This is a genomic window from Gottfriedia acidiceleris, from assembly GCF_036421055.1.
GTDB lineage: Bacteria > Bacillota > Bacilli > Bacillales > Bacillaceae_G > Gottfriedia > Gottfriedia acidiceleris_C.
On record NZ_JAZGQS010000008.1, the window covers coordinates 228,213 to 250,757 of the forward strand.

At 31.9% G+C, this 22,545-nt stretch carries 24 protein-coding genes and 1 other annotated feature (1 of these 25 cut by a window edge); of the genes, 11 read left to right on the forward strand and 13 right to left on the reverse strand.

Annotation, left to right across the window (positions count from 1 at the left end; translation table 11 throughout):
• Window positions 1-120: a binding site (T-box leader), on the forward strand (it extends 110 nt beyond the left edge of the window).
• A 57-nt stretch (window positions 121-177) separates the two neighbouring features.
• Window positions 178-1,179: a tryptophan--tRNA ligase gene (trpS, locus tag RAH41_RS14390; protein ID WP_331223378.1), complete on the forward strand. Its 1,002-nt coding sequence runs from the start codon at window positions 178-180 to the stop codon at window positions 1,177-1,179.
• Window positions 1,180-1,344: 165 nt separating this feature from the next.
• Here the strand turns inward: trpS and RAH41_RS14395 are convergent, their stop codons facing one another.
• The 6 genes from RAH41_RS14395 to RAH41_RS14420 all read right to left on the reverse strand — a co-directional run bounded on the left by RAH41_RS14395 (window position 1,345) and on the right by RAH41_RS14420 (window position 7,368).
• Window positions 1,345-2,097: a YjbA family protein gene (locus RAH41_RS14395; RefSeq protein ID WP_088012078.1), complete on the reverse strand. Its 753-nt coding sequence runs from the start codon at window positions 2,095-2,097 to the stop codon at window positions 1,345-1,347.
• Between the two features lie 216 nt (window positions 2,098-2,313).
• Complete coding sequence (locus tag RAH41_RS14400; RefSeq protein ID WP_331223379.1) at window positions 2,314-3,093, reverse strand: DUF2268 domain-containing protein; 780 nt, start codon at window positions 3,091-3,093, stop codon at window positions 2,314-2,316.
• A gap of 151 nt (window positions 3,094-3,244) precedes the next feature.
• Window positions 3,245-4,483 carry a beta-ketoacyl-ACP synthase II gene (fabF, locus tag RAH41_RS14405; protein WP_331223380.1) on the reverse strand — a complete coding sequence of 413 codons (1,239 nt, stop codon included), beginning with the start codon at window positions 4,481-4,483 and terminating at the stop codon, window positions 3,245-3,247.
• A gap of 24 nt (window positions 4,484-4,507) precedes the next feature.
• Window positions 4,508-5,443: a beta-ketoacyl-ACP synthase III gene (locus tag RAH41_RS14410; protein WP_331223381.1), complete on the reverse strand. Its 936-nt coding sequence runs from the start codon at window positions 5,441-5,443 to the stop codon at window positions 4,508-4,510.
• Between the two features lie 345 nt (window positions 5,444-5,788).
• Complete coding sequence (locus tag RAH41_RS14415; RefSeq protein WP_331223383.1) at window positions 5,789-6,595, reverse strand: hypothetical protein; 807 nt, start codon at window positions 6,593-6,595, stop codon at window positions 5,789-5,791.
• 47 nt (window positions 6,596-6,642) lie between these two features.
• Window positions 6,643-7,368 carry an alpha/beta hydrolase gene (locus RAH41_RS14420; protein ID WP_331223385.1) on the reverse strand — a complete coding sequence of 242 codons (726 nt, stop codon included), beginning with the start codon at window positions 7,366-7,368 and terminating at the stop codon, window positions 6,643-6,645.
• A gap of 163 nt (window positions 7,369-7,531) precedes the next feature.
• Here RAH41_RS14420 and RAH41_RS14425 point away from each other — a divergent pair, with 163 nt between their 5' ends.
• Window positions 7,532-7,720: a YjzD family protein gene (locus RAH41_RS14425; protein WP_114344790.1), complete on the forward strand. Its 189-nt coding sequence runs from the start codon at window positions 7,532-7,534 to the stop codon at window positions 7,718-7,720.
• 224 nt (window positions 7,721-7,944) lie between these two features.
• Here the strand turns inward: RAH41_RS14425 and RAH41_RS14430 are convergent, their stop codons facing one another.
• The gene (locus RAH41_RS14430; RefSeq protein ID WP_056473610.1) at window positions 7,945-8,127 is read right to left on the reverse strand and encodes a YjzC family protein; all 183 of its coding nucleotides are present in this window, start codon (window positions 8,125-8,127) and stop codon (window positions 7,945-7,947) included.
• A gap of 152 nt (window positions 8,128-8,279) precedes the next feature.
• Here RAH41_RS14430 and RAH41_RS14435 point away from each other — a divergent pair, with 152 nt between their 5' ends.
• Both RAH41_RS14435 and RAH41_RS14440 read left to right on the forward strand, forming a co-directional pair.
• On the forward strand, window positions 8,280-9,095 hold the full coding sequence (locus tag RAH41_RS14435) for a Cof-type HAD-IIB family hydrolase (RefSeq protein ID WP_331223388.1): 816 nt from the start codon (window positions 8,280-8,282) through the stop codon (window positions 9,093-9,095).
• A 178-nt stretch (window positions 9,096-9,273) separates the two neighbouring features.
• Window positions 9,274-9,417, forward strand: coding sequence for a hypothetical protein (locus RAH41_RS14440; RefSeq protein ID WP_331223390.1), 144 nt, complete (start codon window positions 9,274-9,276; stop codon window positions 9,415-9,417).
• Between the two features lie 57 nt (window positions 9,418-9,474).
• Here RAH41_RS14440 and RAH41_RS14445 read toward each other — a convergent pair whose 3' ends face one another.
• A complete protein-coding gene (locus tag RAH41_RS14445; RefSeq protein ID WP_331223391.1) occupies window positions 9,475-9,993 on the reverse strand; it encodes a BsuPI-related putative proteinase inhibitor in 519 nt (172 codons plus the stop codon).
• Between the two features lie 345 nt (window positions 9,994-10,338).
• On the opposite strand from RAH41_RS14445, the gene RAH41_RS14450 reads away from it, so the two are divergent.
• A complete protein-coding gene (locus tag RAH41_RS14450; RefSeq protein ID WP_331223415.1) occupies window positions 10,339-10,929 on the forward strand; it encodes a DUF421 domain-containing protein in 591 nt (196 codons plus the stop codon).
• Between the two features lie 48 nt (window positions 10,930-10,977).
• Here the strand turns inward: RAH41_RS14450 and RAH41_RS14455 are convergent, their stop codons facing one another.
• Window positions 10,978-11,787 (reverse strand): YitT family protein, encoded by an 810-nt coding sequence (locus RAH41_RS14455; RefSeq protein ID WP_331223416.1) that lies wholly within the window; start codon window positions 11,785-11,787, stop codon window positions 10,978-10,980.
• A 216-nt stretch (window positions 11,788-12,003) separates the two neighbouring features.
• Between RAH41_RS14455 and RAH41_RS14460 the strand changes: the two genes are divergently transcribed.
• The gene (locus RAH41_RS14460; protein ID WP_084006800.1) at window positions 12,004-12,132 is read left to right on the forward strand and encodes a DUF3941 domain-containing protein; all 129 of its coding nucleotides are present in this window, start codon (window positions 12,004-12,006) and stop codon (window positions 12,130-12,132) included.
• Between the two features lie 213 nt (window positions 12,133-12,345).
• Here RAH41_RS14460 and RAH41_RS14465 read toward each other — a convergent pair whose 3' ends face one another.
• Together RAH41_RS14465 and RAH41_RS14470 are read right to left on the reverse strand one after the other, a co-directional pair.
• Window positions 12,346-13,197 (reverse strand): YitT family protein, encoded by an 852-nt coding sequence (locus RAH41_RS14465; protein ID WP_331223393.1) that lies wholly within the window; start codon window positions 13,195-13,197, stop codon window positions 12,346-12,348.
• Between the two features lie 99 nt (window positions 13,198-13,296).
• A complete protein-coding gene (locus RAH41_RS14470; protein ID WP_331223395.1) occupies window positions 13,297-14,172 on the reverse strand; it encodes a S1 RNA-binding domain-containing protein in 876 nt (291 codons plus the stop codon).
• A gap of 124 nt (window positions 14,173-14,296) precedes the next feature.
• On the opposite strand from RAH41_RS14470, the gene RAH41_RS14475 reads away from it, so the two are divergent.
• Window positions 14,297-14,788 (forward strand): YajQ family cyclic di-GMP-binding protein, encoded by a 492-nt coding sequence (locus RAH41_RS14475; RefSeq protein ID WP_331223397.1) that lies wholly within the window; start codon window positions 14,297-14,299, stop codon window positions 14,786-14,788.
• 65 nt (window positions 14,789-14,853) lie between these two features.
• On the opposite strand, the gene RAH41_RS14480 is transcribed toward RAH41_RS14475, so the two are convergent.
• Complete coding sequence (locus RAH41_RS14480) at window positions 14,854-15,897, reverse strand: LacI family DNA-binding transcriptional regulator (RefSeq protein WP_331223399.1); 1,044 nt, start codon at window positions 15,895-15,897, stop codon at window positions 14,854-14,856.
• Window positions 15,898-16,099: 202 nt separating this feature from the next.
• Entirely contained in the window at window positions 16,100-17,602 is a 1,503-nt protein-coding gene (locus RAH41_RS14485; protein WP_331223401.1) for an alpha-amylase family glycosyl hydrolase, read from the reverse strand.
• A gap of 206 nt (window positions 17,603-17,808) precedes the next feature.
• Between RAH41_RS14485 and RAH41_RS14490 the strand changes: the two genes are divergently transcribed.
• The 4 genes from RAH41_RS14490 to RAH41_RS14505 all read left to right on the forward strand — a co-directional run bounded on the left by RAH41_RS14490 (window position 17,809) and on the right by RAH41_RS14505 (window position 22,496).
• On the forward strand, window positions 17,809-19,575 hold the full coding sequence (locus RAH41_RS14490) for a glycoside hydrolase family 13 protein (RefSeq protein WP_331223403.1): 1,767 nt from the start codon (window positions 17,809-17,811) through the stop codon (window positions 19,573-19,575).
• A gap of 214 nt (window positions 19,576-19,789) precedes the next feature.
• A complete protein-coding gene (locus RAH41_RS14495) occupies window positions 19,790-21,016 on the forward strand; it encodes an ammonium transporter (RefSeq protein WP_331223417.1) in 1,227 nt (408 codons plus the stop codon).
• A gap of 12 nt (window positions 21,017-21,028) precedes the next feature.
• Window positions 21,029-21,391 carry a P-II family nitrogen regulator gene (locus RAH41_RS14500; protein WP_069032963.1) on the forward strand — a complete coding sequence of 121 codons (363 nt, stop codon included), beginning with the start codon at window positions 21,029-21,031 and terminating at the stop codon, window positions 21,389-21,391.
• A 334-nt stretch (window positions 21,392-21,725) separates the two neighbouring features.
• A complete protein-coding gene (locus tag RAH41_RS14505; protein WP_331223405.1) occupies window positions 21,726-22,496 on the forward strand; it encodes a CAP domain-containing protein in 771 nt (256 codons plus the stop codon).
• Window positions 22,497-22,545 lie beyond the last annotated feature (49 nt).

Consider the following 22,545-nt stretch of genomic DNA (forward strand, 5'->3'; position numbering starts at 1 on the left):
AACATGTAATATTAGTAGGCTTCGACGTAACTCAAACGATAGATGAGGGCATGATTTCATGCATGAGTGATTCCTTATTTGGAATAACTAGAGTGGTACCGCGGTTTAATCGTCTCTATGTAATAGAGAGATTATGCCGCTTTTTTTATTTTATTTAGCTTTATTTAGGAGGATTTTATGATGCAAACTATTTTTAGCGGAATTCAACCAACATCATCTGGGGGTATTACATTAGGTAACTATTTAGGTGCGGTAAAACAATTTATTGAATTACAAAATGATTATAACTGTTATTTCTGTATTGTTGATCAACATGCAATAACAGTACCGCAAGACAGACTTGCATTACGCAAAAACATTCAAAGTCTATCTGCAATCTATGTTGCAGCTGGATTAGACCCAGAAAAATCAACTATTTTTATCCAATCTGAAGTACCTGCACACGCACAAGCAGGATGGATGATGCAATGTATATCGTATATCGGTGAATTAGAGCGTATGACACAGTTTAAAGATAAATCATCTGGTAAAGATGGTGTATCAGCTGCTTTATTAACATACCCACCTTTAATGGCCGCAGATATACTTTTATACGGTACTCACTTAGTTCCAGTTGGAGATGACCAAAAGCAACATTTAGAGCTTACTCGTGACTTAGCAGAACGTTTTAATAAGAAATATAATGATATCTTTACAATACCAGAAGTTAGAATTAGTAAAGACGCAGCAAGAATTATGAGTTTAGCTGATCCAACAAAGAAAATGAGTAAATCCGATGAAAATCAAAAAGCTACAATTTTCGTTTTAGATGAACCTAAAGTAATTGAAAAGAAAATTAAAAGTGCTGTAACTGACTCTGAAGGCATTGTTAAGTATGATAAAGAGAATAAGCCTGGTATTTCAAATTTATTAAGCATTTACTCAGCATTTACTGGTGAAACAATTCAGGAATTGGAAAATAAATACGTTGGTAAAAATTACGGAGAATTCAAACAAGATGTTGCAGATGTAGTAGTAAACGGATTACGTCCATTACAAGAACGCTATAAAGAAATTATTTCCTCAACTGAATTAGATGATATTTTAGATGCAGGTGCTGCTAAAGCAAATGCGGTTGCGAATAAAATGATTAAAAAAATGGAAAATGCTATGGGCTTAGGTCGCAAGAGAAAAAAATAAACACTGTTAAAAATTAAAATAGTAATGGGTGTCTTAAAAGTCAAAGAACAATAGAGACACCTTTTTCTTAACTTTAACGAAATGAACGAAATATCAAAACAAAAAAAAACCCTCAAGGCACTTAATTACCTTGAGGGTTTTTTCGTTTTGAGGCCATAACCTCATTTAGTTTACTTTTTGTTCGTGTTCCATTTCCCATAGCTTTTCAAAGAAAGGTTGACCTTTAACGATTCTGCCACATAATTGCTCATGTCGTTCTGACCAACCACTCTTTATTTCGTCATATAATTGGGACCAAATGTCCTCAAATGACAAATCCTGAATTTGTTGATAAGATCTTGGATTCCACTCAGTGTACCAATATCTGATCTCCGAAGGATTTTTTGATGAATGGAGTTGATCTAGCGCCATAAATAATAACTGCTTTAGTTGTCTTTCTTTTCTTGTTAGTCCGCTCATAATAATTGGCGACGGTGACAGTATATGATGTTCTTTTGTTTCATCATTTACTAAATTTTGAAGATTATAATGACTTTCTTCAATCTCGGCTGTCATATCATACACCATTTGTTCTTGTCTTGGTATTAACCGGCTTTTTCGAATTGGAATATTATACCCAATTGTGTCTACCGCAATAATACCATTACCGTCAGTTACTACAAAGCAATAATCTAGCTGAATACGCTCATGATTCTTTCTTACATAAGACTTTTGAAACACTTCAGTTAATAGACCGGAAGGAAGCTCTAATAGTTCATTTTCAATATACTGATATAACTCTGGAGTAACTTTAATGACTGGAACTTGGTCTAATAATTCAACACTATCATCTTTTCTCCATTCAAAAAAATGACAGACATTGTAACCATTTTCTTCACCTTCAAACCAATTGACCCATACATCATGTAAATACAACATTTACTACCCCTCACTTCACAACTGTATGTAACTTTCAGTATGGTCAGTGATTCACTAATTTATTCCATTTTCCACTGAATTACAAAAAGTGTTTAACAAACTGAATGAAAAATCGTCAATAAACCATTAAAATATCATAGATTAAAGCTTCTCTGATACATTAATACTTAAGCAATACATTCTATACGCTCTAATCTGCTCTGGAATCGTTTGCATTCAAATCGAGATATAATGTATTGCATTTTCCTTAATCTTTTTACTAGCCGTTCGTAAAAGGATATCAGTTGACCATTCTGTCTGCTCTGTACAACTTTTAACAATGTCATATCCAACACTGTAACCCAATAATTTTGGAATTCCATTACCACCATACAAATATTTAGAAAAATTATCATCATTACTTGTTATCTCAAGTTTATCGATTAAATATTTTTTATAATATAATTCACATTGCTTGGAAGAATACTGATTTGTCCATGGTGCCTGAACTGCTTCTCCATATTTATCTAAAACTGCAGTTTCGGCTAAACCTTCTAAAATCATAGCATCAAGTAATGTGACCTTCTTGTTTTTATATAACTTTGTCAATCTTACAATATGATGATACTCATGTAATAATACTGCTTTATGTTGTAAAATTCCTTCTAAAGGGGACAAAAATAAACAAATACAATTTTTATGTGCGATTCCACCCCTTTGATAAGTCGTGTTTTTAAACAGACTTCCCGTTCTATGACAAGGTAAAATAAAGATAGGTAAGTCAGGTCCATTAAATTCTCTTTTTAACTTCTCAAACTCTTCAGAAAGGCTTTTCCATATACTTTTTTCTTCTAGTTGTTTCAGATCATCTTTACTCAAGGTTGACAGCCTCGATAAACCGTGGGAAAGAAGATATTTATATAAACTCTCCTCATTATGTTTCGGAAAATATGGTAAAAGTTTTTTCATTACTATTTGTTTATCTTCAATAAAATCAACCCATTTATAAGTCGGCATTATCCCAAGTTAATCACCTCGATTTATTATTAAAGTATGATAATTAACTAGTGAAAGTTACTTTTTTTACACTGTGATTTCTAATAAAAAAAAGCTTAGGTAAAGACCTAAGCTTTCTTTGTCCAAACAGTATATAAATAAATTTAAAAACTTATTTAGTGAACTCTTTAAATGCTAACGTTACATTATGTCCACCAAATCCTAATGAATTAGAAATTGCTGCTTTTACATTAAATGGTCTAGCAACATTTGGTACATAATCTAAATCACATTCGCTATCAGTTTCTTGGTGATTAATTGTTGGAGCAATTACTTTATTATGGATTGTTAATGCTGTAATAATTGCTTCTATTCCACCAGCTGCTCCTAGCATATGACCAGTCATAGATTTCGTTGAACTAATTGGTACATTGTATGCATGCTCACCAAATACTTCTTTAATTGCCATCGTTTCAAATTTATCGTTTAATTCAGTACTTGTTCCATGTGCATTAATATAATGAATATCTTCAACTGATAAACCAGCATCATCAAGTGCCATTCTCATTGCACGTGCGCCACCTTCTCCTCCTGGAGCTGGTGCTGTAATATGGTGTGCATCACCAGTTGTTCCATATCCAACGATTTCAGCATAAATCTTCGCTCCACGAGCTAATGCATGTTCTAATTCTTCAAGGAATACAATACCCGCACCTTCACCAATGATAAAGCCATCACGAGCATTATCAAATGGACGACAAGCTTTTTCTGGATCTGGATTTAATGATAAAGCTCTTGCAGCACAGAATCCAGCAAGACCCATATCAGTAATCGGTGCTTCTGCACCACCAGTAATCATTGCTACTGCATCGCCACGTTGAATAATTTTGAAAGCATCACCAATCGAACTTGCACCAGAAGCACAAGCTGTAACTGTACAACCATTTGGACCTTTAGCGCCTGTTAAAATAGACACTTGTCCAGATGCCATATCAGGGATTAGCATTGGAATAAAGAATGGGCTTACTCGACGTGCACCTTTTGTTTGGAAAGTATTAAACTGTTCTTCATATGTTTCCATACCACCGATACCAGAACCAATCCAAACACCAACTTTTGGAGCGATTTCTTCATCAATCGTAAAGTTTGCATCTTCTAAAGCCATTTTAGAAGCTGCAATTGCATAGTGAGTAAAGCGGTCCATGCGTTTTACTTCTTTTTTATCGATATATTTTTCAGGATCAAAGTCTTTCACTTCACCTGCAACTTTAACAGGGAAATCATCAGGATTTTTTCGAGTCAGAACACCAATTCCACTCTTTCCATTCATTAAATTTTCCCATACTGTATTGATATCATTACCAATAGGTGATACTGCACCTAAACCTGTAATAACAACTCGTTTTTTCATATCAAAAATCCTCCTTCAATTAGATTATCTTCCGAATCGAAGTGCAATTGCACCCCAAGTTAATCCGCCGCCAAATCCAACTAATACTAATACATCGTCTTCTTTAACATTTCCTTTTTTATATTCTTCAACTAATGCAATTGGAATTGAAGATGAAGATGTATTACCATGACGATCAATAATTACACTCATTTTTTCTTTAGGAAGCTGTAGTCTTTCTCTTGCTGCATCCATTATACGAGTATTCGCTTGGTGTGGAATTAAGAAATCGACTTCTTCTTTTGTTAATCCTGCTAATTTTAATACAGTTTCACAAGAATCACCCATTTGACGAACTGCAAATTTAAACACTTCTCGTCCATTCATTACTAAGTGATCTCCACCTTTATAAAGATGTTTACCACCTGTACCGTCCGCTCCTAATTCATAAGAAAGAATTCCTCTACCTTCACTTACTGGACCGATAACCGCAGCACCTGCACCGTCACCAAATAAAACTGCCGTATTTCGATCTTCCCAGTTAACAATTTTAGTTAACTTTTCAGCTCCGATTACTAGAACTCTACTGTATGTTCCAGTCTTTACGAATTGAGCTGCAGTAACAACCCCATAAATAAATCCGGCACAAGCAGCACTAATATCCATTGCAGCAGCATTTTTAGCTCCAAGTCTTTCTTGAATTACACATGCAACTGATGGAAACGACTTATCTGGAGTAACAGTTCCAACTAGAATTAAGTCAAGTTCTTCTGCTTTTACATCTGCATCTTTTAAAGCTTCTACCGCCGCTTCATATGCTAAATCAGATGTATCTTGTTCGTCGCTAGCAATTCTTCTTTCTTTAATTCCAGTACGACTAACAATCCACTCATCTGAGGTATCCATCATTTGTTCTAAATCATAATTAGTTAATTTTTTTTCGGGTACGTATGAGCCAATACCTAAAATTCCAGCATTCATTAATATCCCCGCCTTACTTTTATATTTTTATGTCTTCTTATTATTACCTGGTACTAATTTTATGAAATAATATGTACTTTGTCTACATTTTTATCTTTTAAAATCCAAGCTATGTAAAAAAGATGAATCATTTCTTAAAAAGAATACCACTCAATTGGACGAATCTCAAAGCTAAAGTGAATTTTTAAACGATTAGTATTCTACTACAAAAAAGGAAATAGTTCAAAATGAACCATTCCCTTCACGCTGTTTAAAAACATTCTTCCTAATTTTAAGATTGAACATGAACTCATATTTTCTAAAAATTAGCTCTTCATATTTTTAGGTTTCTGAAAAAACCTTTACTTAGTAAAGATGAAAATGCTGTTGGATTTGCTGTTTTTGCTTTTGTATTCCGTCCTCGATTGAAGTTGTATTAATAATTACAAAAGGAGTTGCATCTATATAGTTTCTGTTTTGAGCAAACTTTATTCCGTCGATCATATTTTGTAATCCGGTGAAATTTCCGTCCTCTGGTAAGTACATACATTGTTTAGCTGTAATAATATATTTATGTTCCTTTAATTCCTTCTCAGAAATTATTCGAATGGCTTTACCTACATCTTCTACAAATAATATTTCATTCGAACCGTATACATTTTTTATTGAATCATTTCTCTTCCCTAGGTCTTGCACAATCAATTCATGTACTAAGCCTGCGGATGGCTCCCAAGGTCCATATAAAGATGGAATTTCAATAAAAGTAATATTGCAATCTATATTTTTACTCAAATCATTAACTGTTCTTTCTAAATCGGCTAATTCTTTTTTGGTAGATAATAAAAAGATAATATCTTTACTTTTGCTAATGATCTTGTTAAATAGTTTTTCTGTAAACTCTATACTATTAATTGAGCCTCTTAACTTTAGTTCGTCATAAAAATAACAAATAAAAATCGTATCATATTGCTCATTCTCTAATAAAAATTGCTCTTCATCTAAAAAGATAACCCTTGCATTTCTTCCAATCGAAAAGATTTTTTCTTCACTTATTAAATCACTTTCATTTCCTTTTTCCATCACAACTGCTGAAACATCATTATATTCCATCAGTTGGCAAACTAACTCATAACCAATAAACCCACTGGATCCGATAACAGCACACTTTTTCATTATTAACCTCCTTCTTTTAGGAAATTTATTCAAAAAAAATAGAAAGACTATAAAACATCTTGATATTTTTTTAAAAACCTTATTAAGTTTTTTCCACAGTCAAATTTTTTCTCCTCTAACGAAATCAAAATCGAAATCGGTAAATTATTTTTATGTCGCTCTTCTTCTAAAAGTCTAATATCGCTTTTCCATTTATAATGATTTCTTGTCGTGGTGTAAATTTTAATTGGTGAGATTGTTTCATAAAAAAAACATTCTCTATCTATAACCATATATATATCCGAAGCTTTATATGCTTTTAAAATTTCATGAACTGTTCTTTTATAGAAAAATTTATTTTCTCTTTCTAAATCTAATTCATTTTTTATATTTAACGAAGGATTTAATAATGAAATACTTCTGACTTTTCCCTTTAAGAGGCCAAGTAATTTACAAACGACTAATGCCCCAGTACCTTCGCCAATTATATGAATTGATGGATTCAAAATTTCTTTTCTCATAACTGAATGATATAAACTTTCTGCTAAATCGACAGCGTCATCAGAACCCCAATTTTTTCCATATAAATTTGAAGTGAATACTGTGTATCCTTCATCTGTTAAAGTTGATAATAACTTTCTTTTATCAAAATGCTGCAATAAGCAACTATGTTCATTATCTACATAATGAGTATTCCCACCGACATAGAGTACTCCGAAACCATTCGGTCTAATAGGTAGATGAATAACTGCATATTGATCCTCTTGTTTAAAAAATCTCTCAGTTACAGGCATTCCTATCACCTTATTATTAATGTAGTATTTTTAGGGAATTATAAAATAGGTATCAAAAAATTCTTACGTTACTTTTTTAATTAAAACTTTTTAATTATAACTTCAATTATCAAATTTCTAGGTATATAATATGATAAGAACTAATTAGATAGGAGTGATTAGAGTGCGTTTTATTATGACATTGTTCTGGAGCTTTGTTTTATGCCAAATGGGAGCTTACGTTTTAAGTTCAATGACTGGCGGAGAGTATAATTTCACAACTGCTTCAATTATGGCTGTAGTATTATCTTTAGCTATTTCAGTTCTTAGCGAAGCAATAATTCCTAATGAACCTGTTGCAAAACACCACTAAAATCTATATATAACATATGTTGTAGCACCCAAAAACGTTCAACTTGGTATCTACATATGTCATCAATTATAGATTTAGATAATTTATAAAATACTAAAATTTTGATAAATACATTCACAATTTTGTATATTGTAAACGCATAAAAGAGCGCCCTCGATTAAGTAATCGAAAGCGCTTTTTTTATACCTCTTTTGGGTTTTTATTGGTTACTCTATGATCCACAATTATTTAAATTTGGATTTATATGTCCATTTTCTGTTATGGTTTTGTGTATCTGGAAAAACTTCTCCTGCCTGAAGTTTAATTTGTTTTGGGCGAGTTACATTACTTCCTGTTTCACCTATTTCCACGTATACCCCATTATTTGGTGCTTTGTCGCCTGGTCGAAATTGATGTGCTTGACCCATAATCCATTCCTCCTTCTTTTTAGGTTCTTATTGTTCCTCTAAAAAGAAAGTTTTTTCTTTTAAAAAGATGGTATCATTAGTAATTATTGGTATTTTATCCAATAATATTTTTTCTTAAAAAGCTTCACATTAAAAAATAAAAGGTGATGAATATGAAAACAAAACACTTAATTGCACTAGATTTAGACGGCACCTTATTAACGGATGAAAAAACAATATCCGAACGTACTTTAAAAGTGATCCAACAATTAATGAATCAGGGTCACGAAGTATGCATTTCAACTGGTAGACCTTTTAGAGCTAGTAAAATGTATTATGACCAATTAAATCTTACAACTCCAATTGTAAACTTTAATGGTGCTTATGTTCATCACCCCCTAGATGATTCATGGGGAGTTTATCACGAATCATTACCTTTAGAAGTAGCAAAAGAGGTAATTCGTTCTTGTAGAGAGTATGAATTAAAAAATATGTATGCTGAAGTTATGGACGATGTATACGCGGATAAACATGAAGAGGAGATCCTCCCACTTTTCCACTACTTAAAAGAAGATATAATCCACGGTGATTTAGTTCTAAATCTTACTCAAGCGCCAACATGTCTTCTAATCGATAGTGAAGAGTCTCATGTTGCAAGTATTCGTGAGCACCTATCAAATGTCCACGCAGAAGTAATAGATCACCGCCGGTGGGCAGCACCTCATCATATAATCGAAATTGTTAAAGCAGGTATGAATAAAGCAATCGGTCTACAAAAAGTAGCTTCTTTCTATAACATTCCTCGAAAAAACATTATCGCTTTTGGGGATGAGGACAATGATCTGGAAATGATTGAATATGCAGGTCATGGTGTTGCAATGGATAACGCAATTCATCAATTAAAGAATATTGCAAATCACACAACATTATCTAATCAAGATGACGGAATCGCGATTTTCCTAGAAGATTTTTTCAACTTAAAATTATAAAACTTCTTTGTCATTAATTTCAAAGATAACTAATAATAACCACTTATAACAATTTGCTAAATGAGCATTCTATTAAGGACTTCACCAAATGGATTATCCACTTTTTGATTTTGATCAATTACTATTGGAAATTCTTCAGAAGTCAAAAAAAAGCTTTCCTATTTAGGAGGGAATCATGATGGGCAAAAGTAATAAGTCTAAGCGCTTTATTCAACAAAGTTCTGATTCTGTTACAAAGTACTCTGAAAAATTCCCTTACCACTTTACATTAGCTGAAGCAGAAGCGCGAAAAGCTAATAATAGACAAAGCTTTAATGCTTAATTTAAAGCATTAAAAACAAAAAACAACCATTGGACTACTCCTTTGGTTGTTTTTTATTTACTGAAGAAGTTTCTTGTAAGAAACTGTTTGGGTAACCGGTTTAATTTCTCCATTAAGATTCTTCTCATTAACCTTTGTTGCAACGATATTTGCAGTTATTTCATAATTCCCATATGGAAGGTTTTTATCTTTAAAATTAACTTGCTCTTCCCAAACATGTGTTTTTCCACTAGGAAGGGCAACGTTCGTAATGACTTGTGCATATAACATTTCTCGAGATGATTGATAAACTACTTGTCCACTCTCGTCTTTAATTGTAAATTCAACGGTTTGTGATGAGGGGAATGTAAAGTTTGCAGGGATCTTATTTTCATTAAATAATGAATATTTCATCTTTACGACTCCGTTTGCTTCTGTAATGTCAAGTGTTGGTGAAAGCTTTTCAACGTCAATCTCATTAATTTGTCCTACAGTTTGTTTTGTACTTGGTGTTGTAGTTTTTTCCTTGTCACTCTTTGCATCGCAACCAGAAAGAAGTAGTGAACAAGCTAATAAGAGAATCGATCCCTTTTTCAAAATAATCACCACCTTTTTAGTATCCTTCTCCTAAATTATACCAAAAAGCTTCTATAGTTAGGTAATTAGAAAATGAGTAGCAATATTTTTAATTTTGCTAAACTCTTTTATCGTTTTTACTTTATCTACATACTGAAGTTTGGGACAAAAGACTTACTTTTTATTTAAATCTTTCTATAGGGTTTATACATCAACAGTCTGTTATTAGAAACAAATGCATAAATCTTAAAATTAAAAGAAAAATTAATTAAGTATTTATCTAATCATTAAAATTTTATAAAAAATAATAGAGCTTTATAAAGACACATGTACTCTTTACCCATATTTGAAAGGGGAATTAACATGATGCAAACAATTTTACATTCATTCATACTAATTTTAGCTGGCATTTTACTATTAAGAATAGCAGGAAGAAAATCAATAGCACAAATGACATTGCCCCAAACGATTGTTATGATTTCGATTGGTACAATTATCGTTACACCAATTATTGAAAAAGGTTTAAGTAAAACAATTATTTCTGCCTCAGTATTTGTATTAACTCTACTTGCATTAGAGTTTTTGCAGATGAAATCGAATACTCTTGAAAAATTTTTTACAGGAAAATCAAAAATTGTAGTAGAAAACGGGAAGGTGAATGTTAGAAATTTAAAAAAGTTACGTTTAACGGTTGATCAATTAGAAATGCGTATTCGAAATGAAGGAATTTATAAATTTGATGATATTAAGTTTGCTACAATTGAACCTAATGGCTTATTAGGATTCGAATTAGCCGAGGATGCGAAACCATTAACAATTAGAGAGTTTAAAACATTAATGGAGTCGTACGGGTTTCAACTTAATAATAATAAATTAAGCATGAATACGCAAAGTACTAGTTCAATTTTTGATGAACTAAAAGGAAAACAAAAACCCGAAAATCCTAAATTGAAATAATTCAAAAAAAGACTAGCAAATTTAAACGTTTTGCTAGTCTTTATCTATTTACATCTTTCTAAATTCCCCTAAAACATCAACGGTTTGTACCACATTTGTAAAAGCTTTAGGATCTACCCTTTTTATAATTCTCTCCAAATCATATAATTCATAACGAGATAAAACAATCATTAAAATATCTTTATCTTGTTTAGTAAATGCTCCTGTAGCATTCATTTGTGTAATTCCTCGCACAAGTTTCGCATGAATCTCTTTTCTAAGCTCTTCACCTTTTGTTGTAACAATCATTGCCGTTAGCTTAACATGACTTGTATGAACACTATCAATCACACGAGTAGTAACATATAAATTGATTAAAGTATAAAGAGCTTTTTCCATGCCATATAGCTGGCCAGCTGTAATGATGATAATTGCATTAAACAAAAAGAAATAGGTTCCAACTGGTTTCCCTTTGGATTTTGAAAGAACTAAGGCGATAATATCCAACCCACCTGTAGATCCACCAAATTTTAATGTCATTCCAATTCCGATCGCTGCAATTAAACCACCAAAAACTGCATTAAGAAGAATATCATCTGAAAAAATCGGTTTAACAGGTAAGATTTCTAAAAATAATGTCATGATTCCTACACTAAAGAAACTAAAAAACGTAAAAGAACGTCCAACTTTTTTCCATGCTAAGACGATAACAGGAATATTTAACAACGCTAAAAGAATCCCCGTAGTTGCAGTAAACGGAGTGTAGTCAGTAATAATATTTGAAAGTAACTGCGCTAGACCTGCAAAACCACTTGAATAAACATTAGCAGGGATTAAAAAGCAATTCATTGCAAACGCATTTAAGAAACCACCAATCATTACTACAACTAGCTTTAATAAAAGCTCTTTATTTCTTTCCACCAACTCTGTTTCCTCCTCAAAAAAAATAAAACTTCTCTCTATATTAAAAAACTTTCCTCTGTAGAACATCATAAGTTGTTTCACAAAAGCCAAAATGTAAAAACGAACACACATACATAATTAGAGTGATAAAGGCAAACCTAACATTATAATTTCTTATAAAGGAGCTTAATTATGCCTACTAGTGATAATGACAAAAAAGCAAAAGATAATAACGCTATAAGAGAAAAGAAAAATGCACAAGAAAGAAAAAATGCACAAGCTGGTAAGAAATCTTTTTCTAAAAGTGTCGATCATCTTTAATATTTAAAAAATGTTTTAAACTATTCAAAACAAGTAGAATTTCATCCAATAGTTTAAGTATATTTAAATCTTTCTGAAAGACAATAAGAACTTTCTAAACTTGAAAAAGCCTTATTATTAATAAGATTCAAAAAATAAAACTGTTCAACTTTTCCATTAATTTTGGTAAAGTTTGAACAGTTTTTTATGATTTTTTCTAATAAAATTATACTCTTAAAACTTCCTAAATTCTCCAAATACATCAATTGTTTGGACGATATTTGTAAACGCCTTTTCATCAACCGATTTAATGACTTTCGATAGATGATATAGCTCGTAACGTGATAATACCATCATTAATATTTGTTTATCTTGATTCGTAAAGGCACCTTTTGCATTAATCGCAGTAATTCCTCGCACTAGCTTCGAATGGATTTCTTTACGCAACTCGTCACCTTTTGTTGTAACAATAAAGGCAGTTACTTTAATATGACTAGTATGAATTGCATCAATGAATCTAGACGTTACGTACAGGTTAATTAGTGTATAAAGTGCTTTCTCCATTCCATAAATATAGCCCGCTGTTAAGATAATTAAAGCATTAAACAGGAAGAAGTATGTACCAACTGGTTTTCCTTTCGAACGGGATAATACTAGTGCAACAATATCTAATCCACCTGTTGAAGCACCAAACTTTAATGTATAACCAATTCCAACGGCAACAATTAATCCACCAAATACCGCATTTAGTAAAATGTCTTTTGAGAATAAAGGCGTTACTGGGATTACTTCTAAAAATAACGTCGTAATTCCAACGCTTAAAATCGTAAAATAAGTAAAAGATCGACCTATTTTTTTCCATGCTAAAATGATGACTGGGATATTTAAGATTGCAAGTAAAATACCAGTAGAAGCCGAAAAAGGTGTAAAATCATTTAATAAATTAGAAAGTAACTGTGCTAAACCAGAAAAACCACTTGAATAAACGCTGACAGGAATTAAAAAACAATTCATCGCAAATGCATTCATAAATGCACCAAATATTACTACAAGAACTTTTATTAACAATTCTTTTTTGTCATTCACCTTTAAGCCTCCTAAACATTCATATGTTTAGTATGCCTGTTAATTGTAAAAAAATAGCAAAAAAACCACTTCATTCAGTGAAGTGGCTTCAAAATATAATTATTGCTCTTTCTTCTCAAACAGTTCTTTTGCGTATGTCCAACCGTCTTCTTGATAGATTTTATTTTCTTTTAATAATCTACCCATCGCTCGTTTAAATGAAGCCTTACTAATTTTAAATCTTACCTTAATATCCTCTGCGTCGCTTTTATCCCAGTAAGGCATTGCCCCACCACGACTCATCATATATTCATAAATCTCATTTGCCTCTTGATCTAACCCCTCATGCACCCTTGGTAAAAGTGATACGTTAATACTTCCATCATCTTTAACATCAATAATGCGTCCACTGACTCTTTCACCAATACGAGGTTCAGTTTTTCGCTGTGATTCATGGATAAAACCTATGAATCGTTCATCCGTTAAAATATAGGAACCCACTCTTAAAGTACGATAAATGATTCCTGTAACATTTTTATTAAGCATACTAGGTTCAGCGGGCACAGAGAACTCTCTCATGACTGGTTCAGTAGCAATTTTAATTAATAGTCTACCTTTGTTTGTTTGTTTTAACGTACAAAAAATTTCATCGCCTTCTTCAGGCCAAACTTCTTGAAGAGGTGGAAGGTCACCTTTTTCTAAAAGGATATCTTTTGAAATGCCGATGTTTACAAAAACACCCACTCCATCAAGTTTATCTACTACTTTTGCAAATCCATAGCTTTCTGTTGTAATGAATGGCATTTCCATCGTTGCAGAAAGTCTACCTTTAGAATCATGATATAAGAATACAGTTACTTCTTGATCTATTTCAATTTCACCAGATGCCTCATTTTTATGTAAAAAAACTTCTTCTTGATCTTGGACAAGCATATACCCAATATCCGTTTCTCGACTGCAAACTAAAGTTACAATCTCTCCTGCTTGTAAACTCATTTTTTGTTACATCCTCTCTTAACTTTCAAACTAAAAATTATTATATCATGCTAACCTGAAAGTTTGTTACTTCGTCTATCATACACTATAATACAAGTATTAACGAATTGGAGGGATTCTATCTATGTCAAAAGAAAGTTCATTTGATATTGTTTCAAAAGTTGACTTACCAGAAGTCTCGAATGCGATTCAACTTGCTACGAAAGAAATCGCAACTCGCTATGACTTTAAAGGAAGCAAAAGCTCAATCACATTAGAAAAAGAGGAACTAGTATTAGTTTCTGATGATGATTATAAATTAGAGCAATTAAAAGACGTTTTAATTAATAAATTAATTAAACGCAATGTTCCAATTAAAAACCTAGACTACAGTAAAGTTGAAGGTGCTTCAGGTGGTACTGTAAGACAAAGAGCTAAATTAGTTCAAGGTATTGATAAAGAGAATGCAAAAAAGATCAATACAATCATTAAAAATAGTGGATTAAAAGTAAAATCACAAATTCAAGATGATCAAATCCGTGTGACTGCAAAAAGTAGAGATGATTTACAATCAATTATCGCTGCTGTAAAGGCTGCAGATTTATCAATTGATGTTCAATTTTTAAATTACCGATAAATATATACATAATTAAAAGAGGATGAAACTAATCATCCTCTTTTTTTTACTTTTATAAAATTTAATTAGCTACTTACTAAAGTTAATCTCTCATTTTTTATACATGTACCACGAGCTACTATTTTATATGGAACGATAATACTTTTTTCAGTATCATCTGGTTCTTCAATTTTTGAAATTATATTTTTTGCTGCTTCGTTGCCTAATTGATAAATATTAATATCTACAGATGTTAATGGTGGGTTTGCTAACTCTGCAAAAATTGCGTTATTAAAGCTAATAATTGAAATATTATTAGGGACTGAAATATTATGTTCGCTTAATACACTTATAATTCCTAATGCTAATACATCATCAGTTACAACAATTGCAGTCGGAAGTTCCTTTAGTTCTAGCAATTGATTTACTGCTTTTCTTCCACCGTCTCTCGTAAATGATGTAAATATAATTTCTTCTTCATTTACTGAAAGTCCGTTTAATTGCATTGTATCTTGGAAACCACGTAAACGGTTTTGGGTTACTAGAAGATTACTTTCTCCTCCAACAAACGCAATTTGGCGATGTCCATATTCAATTAAATAATTCGTAACATCTCTAGCAGCAGCATAATTATCGTTATCAATATATGTTATCTCCTCAATTGAATGATATGGCTTCCCAACTAATACAAAAGGAAAATTATTTTCGTTCAAATAATCAATAATCTTATCATTTTCCTTTGAGTAAAGTAGAATAATTCCATCGACTCTTCTACCTCTAATTGTTTTAATCACAGTTTGCTCAACTTCTTCTTCGTTGTTCCCTGTAATAAAATAAAGAGAATAATCTTTTTGATTCGAATACGCTGTCACACCTCTTATTACTTCTGCAAAAAAAGGATTATGAAATGATGTATCTAGTGCTGGTGGCAAAACTAATCCAATAGATTTCGTAGATCGATTAGCCAATGACCTTGCATTTAAATTGGGATGATAGTTTAGTTCATCCATTACTTTTCTAACTTTTCTTTTTGTTTTTTCACTAATTCTAGGGTTGTTTGAGATAACTCGAGACACCGTTGAAGGTGCTACATTCGCTTTCTTCGCAACATCCTTAATTGTAATCGTCATTTTAATTCCCCTTATTCACGAATGAATGTAAACGTTATCATTTTCACTTTAGATGTAGACTTTACTTAAAAGACATCTTCCTTCACAAGTCGATGTCCCGTTTATTATACTGGAATCTAGTGGATTTAATCTTTTCTAATTTGCTTAGAATACTAAAAAGACCAAAAGCATTTCAAGTATTCTAAGCTCAATTGACTAGTATTTATTTCTCTTCATTATTACGTCTTCTTGCAAACCATAAAAAGATGATAAACGCAACAAAAATAGATGGAATTGCAATAATCACTCCAATGTTTAAACTAGTTTTAGGTGCAACTGCATAAACATTTGAAGATTCTCTTTTAAGGACTATATCAAATCCTTTTTTATTTGGGCGAACCAAGTCATCACTTAACATTCCTCTTAATTCATTTGATTTTTTAACGACATCAAAATCTAAATGAACTTTTTGATCTAGGGAAGTATTATTTATTGCAACGATTGTTGTTTCATTATTATAATGTCTTTTAATTAAAGTCATACCTTTAGAATCATCATATAGTACTTCAAAATCGCCATCAGAAAGTGACGGTAAAGTTCTTCTTAATTCGGTCAGTTTTTTAATATATTTTGAAAAATCTTCATCAGTACGGAAATCCATACCTTTTCGATTATCAGGGATATTTCCACCATTTAGTGCAATTTCTGTCCCGTAATACGTCAACGGAATCCCTGGTGTTGTAAACAAATATGCAAGCGCCAATTTTAATCTTGAAGGTGGATACTGCCCTTTTGCTACAGCTACTGAAACAAAACGCTTTGTCATTTCATCATCTACATAGTTAATTATTAATGTCGAGCCTAATTGCTTATTTAAATCAGCTTGTTGCTTCATTATGTCAGTTAATGATTGATTTTGTGAAGAAAATGTATTTGCCAAATCCGCTACTGAATCTACATTATAAATTCCATTAAAACCTAAATTTTTATATTTATTAAGATCTATATCACTTGAAGCATTTAAATCAGCAAATAAAATGAAATTTGGATTTTTCATTTTTATTTCTTTGTTAAATGATTCCCAAAAAGAAACAGGTGCATTATTTACTTCTTGTAAATTATATCCGTCAAAATTAGCTTGATCCATCCAATACTTAGCTGTTTCGATTAAGTAATTAGCTACTTCATTGTTTTCTTGATTGAAATCAGGTAACCCATTTATCCATTTCTTTTCTGAACTTGTACTATTTTCAGGATTAAACCAATCCGTTTTTTTAGCAAGTACACTATTTGGCGAAGCATTATTTGTTACAAAATCAAGATAAACTTTTATCTTACGTTTATGCGCTTCTTTAACTAACTTCTTAAGTTCTTTATTTGTTCCGAATCTTGGATCAATTTTCCTAAAATTAACGACTGAGAATCCATCATATGAATTTGCATCATTCTCAAAAATAGGTGAAATAGAAATTGCATTATATCCAAAATCCTTAAGATAATCTAATTTTTGGGTAATACCCTCTAAATCCCCACCCTGAGATTTATTTAAATCCTTCGGGTCTGTATTTTTATCATTCATAGGATTACCATCAAAAAAACGATCAACTAAAATTCGATAAATCATTTCTTTTCTTAGATCAGTTGTATTTTTTTCTGCAAAACTAATACTTGGTAATGTACTTAAAAATAGTACAGACACTAGTATTAAAAAACCAAATCGCCTCATTTTTTCTCCCCCTGCAAGACACTCGCATGTACAAAAATTTCACTCTCTACATTATTTTGCAAAATATTACAATGAATTTCAAATGTTAAATTAAATTTCATATAAATGGAAGCGATTGCACACACTATTTAATTATACTGTTACTAAATTAGATAGCAAGTTAATTCCATACAGATATTAATAATACTAAAATAAAGGGTGGGATCATGCAAATTGAATCAATATATCATCAGCCATATGATCAATATGCTTTTTCAATAGATGATAAAACCTATCGTATAAGAATTCGAACAAAAAAAGGTGATTGCACAGAAATTATTTTTTATTTCGGAGATCCATTCAAATTTAATGATTCAGGTTGGCAAATTGAATCGCCACTCTCCATGTATCTTGCCTTTTCCACAGAACTATTTGACTACTGGGAAGTAAATGTTAACCCTCCAAATAAACGAATGAAATATCAATTTCTTTTAAAAAATGAGCGAGATTCTCTTATTTATGGTGAAGGCGGATTTTCAAACAATTTTAACTTTCATGATCAGGCAAACTGTTTTACATTGCCTTTTCTCCATAAAAATAATTTAATATCACCTCCTAGTTGGATTAATGATACGATTTGGTATCAAATTTTCCCCGATCGATTTGCTAGTGGAAATAATAAAAATAATCCAATCAATTCGACTCCGTGGGGCTCTACTCTACCAACGAGTTCAAGCTATTTTGGTGGTGATTTAGAAGGTGTTATTCAAAAAATAGATTATCTTAAGCATTTAGGAATATCCGGGATTTATTTAACTCCTATTTTTGAAGCAAATTCAAATCATAAATATGATACTATCAATTATTTTAGGATAGATCCTACTTTTGGAGATGAAAAAGTCTTAAAAACATTAATCGAAAAATGTCATGAAAATAATATTCGAGTAATGCTTGATGCAGTATTTAACCATACGAGTGCATCCTTCCCCCCCTTTCAGGACGCATTGCAAAACGGAAGGGAATCCGCCTTTTTTGAGTGGTTTCACTTTTTTAAAGATGAACAAAACAATCAAGCTTATGAAACTTTTTCTTTTGTAAAGGAAATGCCAAAACTTAATACAGAAAATAAAGAAGTACAGAATTTTTTATTAGAAATAGGTTCTTATTGGATAAAAGAATTTAATATAGATGGTTGGCGTTTAGATGTTGCAAACGAAATCGATCATTATTTTTGGAAAGAATTTAATAAAAAAATGAAGGAACTAAAAAATGATTTATTTATTGTAGGCGAGATTTGGCACCATGCAATGCCATGGCTAAGAGGCGACGAATTCGATTCTGTTATGAATTATCCTCTAATGAAATCTCTTTTGGCTTATTTCGGATACCAATCAATTTCAAAGACACAATTTCAATATTCGATTAATGATTTAATCGCTCAATATCCATTACCTGTAGTCAAAGCACTCTTCAATGTATTAGGGTCACATGATACACCTAGAATACTGACACAATGTAATCAAAATGAAAAAAGAGTGATCCTATTATATGTCTTTTTATTTACTTTCTTTGGAACTCCTTGTATCTACTACGGAGATGAAATTGGTCTACAAGGTGGAAATGACCCCGAATGCCGAAGCTGTATGTTATGGGACAAATCAAAATATAATTTAAGTATCTTTAATTCAATAAAAAAATTGATTTCGATAAGAAAAAAATACTCAGTTTTAGAAAATGACGGTGAGTTTAATTGGGTACAATCTGACCAACCTGACATTGTTATGTATGAAAGAAAGAACAATCAATTTCATTTTTTTATTATTATAAATAACTCAAACGAAAAACAATCAGTTAAAGTACCAATAAATTTAGGTAAAAGAAGAATTACAAATGTATGGAATGGCGAACAGTTTGCAACTGAATCTGATTCAATTGGTGTTGATCTATTAGAGACCGACTTTTTAATCTTGCAAATAGAAGATACAGACTCATAAATTGAGTCTGTATTTTTATTCACCCATTTACGTTATGTTAGATTTTCTAACAAACTAGAATAATGTTAGCGTTTTCAATATAATTTTATATATTTTTTTGGTATTTTAACGAAATTTTTATTGAAATTTGCATATATTCTGAATATGATAACTTATATAACATTTAATGTTATAAAAACTAACATTAAAGAAATGGGGAATGAAGATGAATGGTATTCAAGCTGCGGATAGTGTGTTTCTTTTTATTTCAACCGTTTTAGTCATGATTATGACACCTGGTTTAGCACTTTTTTACGGCGGAATGGTTAAAAGCAAAAATGTGTTAAGTACTACAATGCATAGCTATTCTGCTATGGCAATCGTATCAATCCAGTGGGTGTTAATTGGCTACTCTTTAGCATTCGGTCCAGATTTTAATCATTTGATTGGTAACTTTTCTTGGGCAGCATTAAAGGATGTTGGTTTTACTCCAAATGATCACTACAGCGCAACAGTCCCTCATAATCTTTTCATGATGTTCCAACTAATGTTTGCAATTTTAACTCCTGCTCTTATATCAGGTGCCTTTGCTGAACGTATGAAATTTTCAGCATTTCTATTATTTACTCTTTTATGGACAACATTTGTTTACGATCCATTAGCACACTGGGTTTGGGGCGTGGATGGTTGGCTTCGTAATCTCGGTGCTTTAGACTTCGCTGGCGGAACAGTTGTCCATATTTCCTCAGGTGTTTCAGGTTTAGTTCTGGCTCTACTTCTTGGCAAAAGGCGAGATTTCGGCTCTACATCACCTCATCATTTACCACTAACTGTATTAGGTGCAGGACTATTATGGTTTGGATGGTTCGGATTTAATGTAGGTAGTGCATTAACATTAAATGATGTGGCATTAACTGCATTCATTACTACAAATACTGCAGCTGCCGCAGCTTCAGTAGCTTGGGTACTAGTGGAATGGTACGTAAATAAAAAGCCTACTATTTTAGGTGGAGTTAGTGGTGCTGTAGCTGGATTAGTAGCAATTACACCTGCTTGCGGATTTGTCACACCTCTTTCATCAATCGTAATTGGATTTTTAGGTGGAATCATATGCTTTTTAGCAGTAACATACTTAAAATATAAATTCGGATATGACGATGCTTTAGACGCATTCGGTTGCCACGGAATCGGTGGGACATGGGGAGCTATTGCAACAGGATTATTCGCCACAAAATCAGTAAATAGCGCTGGTGCAAATGGACTTTTTTACGGAGATATATCACTTCTTTGGAAACAACTACTCGCTATCTTAGCAACCTATCTTTTTGCAGGAGTTATTACCTTTTTAATTGTGAAAGTTATAGGCTTTTTCATCCGCATTCGTGTCGATCAAGAAGAAGAAAACCTCGGCCTTGACTTAAGCATACACGGAGAAAAAGCATATCACGACGCAAGTATATAAGGAGGGATACTAATGACTGCAAAATTAACAAAAATTGAAATCATTACTCGGCCAGATAAATTTGATGTTTTAAAAGATGCTCTTTCAAAAGTAGGAATCACTGGAATGACCGTAACGAACGTTTTAGGATGCGGAATGCAATCAGGCTATACGGAAGTCTATCGAGGGAAAAAACGAACGATTAATTTACATGAAAAAATAAAAGTTGAAATAGTCGTATGTGACGTACCTGTTCAAGCTGTAATCGACGAAGCAAAAAGAGTGTTAAAAACTGGAAAACCTGGAGATGGAAAAATATTTGTATACCCTATCGAAAACGCGATAAAAATCCGCACTGGTGAAGAAGGAAGAGACGCATTACAAAATGATTATTAGATTTTTTAAAACCTAGTCGCCATAGATGACTAGGTTTTTTATTGATAATTTATTTGTCCACATCTAACTTGAAAGGTTTAAAGTTTTTACGACCCACTATGACTTATTTTGCTAAAGGTAACAGTTAAAATTTGTTAAATTTCCTTCAATAAAAACTATCTATATCAACCAGATATCACTGTCAATTTCTTTTATATATGATTCAATTTTAAATTTGAGACATCCATCAAATGAATAACTGTTAAATTTAATAGTGTTCCCGGGGAAACGGAACTTCCAAAAGAATTTTATGACTCATCTTATAAATTTTAATAAATTAAATGGGGGAATTAAAATGAACAAAACAATTACTTTAACAGTTTTAGCTGGCGCTTTATTATTTGGATCACAAGGTTCAAAAGTAAATGCAGCTACTGTAAAGAAAGTCAACTATACAAAAGTAAGTTATAAAGGACAAGTTACTGCAAAAACATTAAAAGTCCATTCTGGAATTGGAACAAAATATAAAGTTGTCGGCAAACTAACGAAAGGAAAGACAGTAAAAGTAACACGTAAATCGAATCAATGGGTATATATTACATCTGGAAAAACAAAAGGATGGACAAGTGTAAAATATGTAAAAAAGGTTACAATTAAAAAGCCAGTTACAAAGTCATCTACTACAACATATAAACCAACTACTTCTATTACAACTACAAAAAATCAAACTACTACAACCTCTACAGCATTATCTGTATTTGAATCAAAAGTTGTTGAATTAACAAACGTTGAACGATCAAAAACAGGGTTAAAACCATTCAAAATAAACAATGAATTATCAAAAGTATCACGCATCAAATCACAAGAAATGACTGATAAAAACTATTTTGACCATAATAGCCCGACTTATGGATCACCTTTTGATATGATGAAAAAATTCAATATTTCTTATAAAGCTGCTGCAGAAAACATTGCAAAAGGACAAAAGACACCAGAAGAAGTAGTAAAAGCATGGATGAATAGCGCTGGTCACCGTGCAAACATTTTAAATGGCAATTTGAATCAAATTGGCGTTGGTTATGATTCACGTTCAAATGCTTGGACACAAATGTTTATTTCTCAATGAAATTGATTAATAAAAAGCAAAGAAGTTACTGTTTAAAGTAACTTCTTTG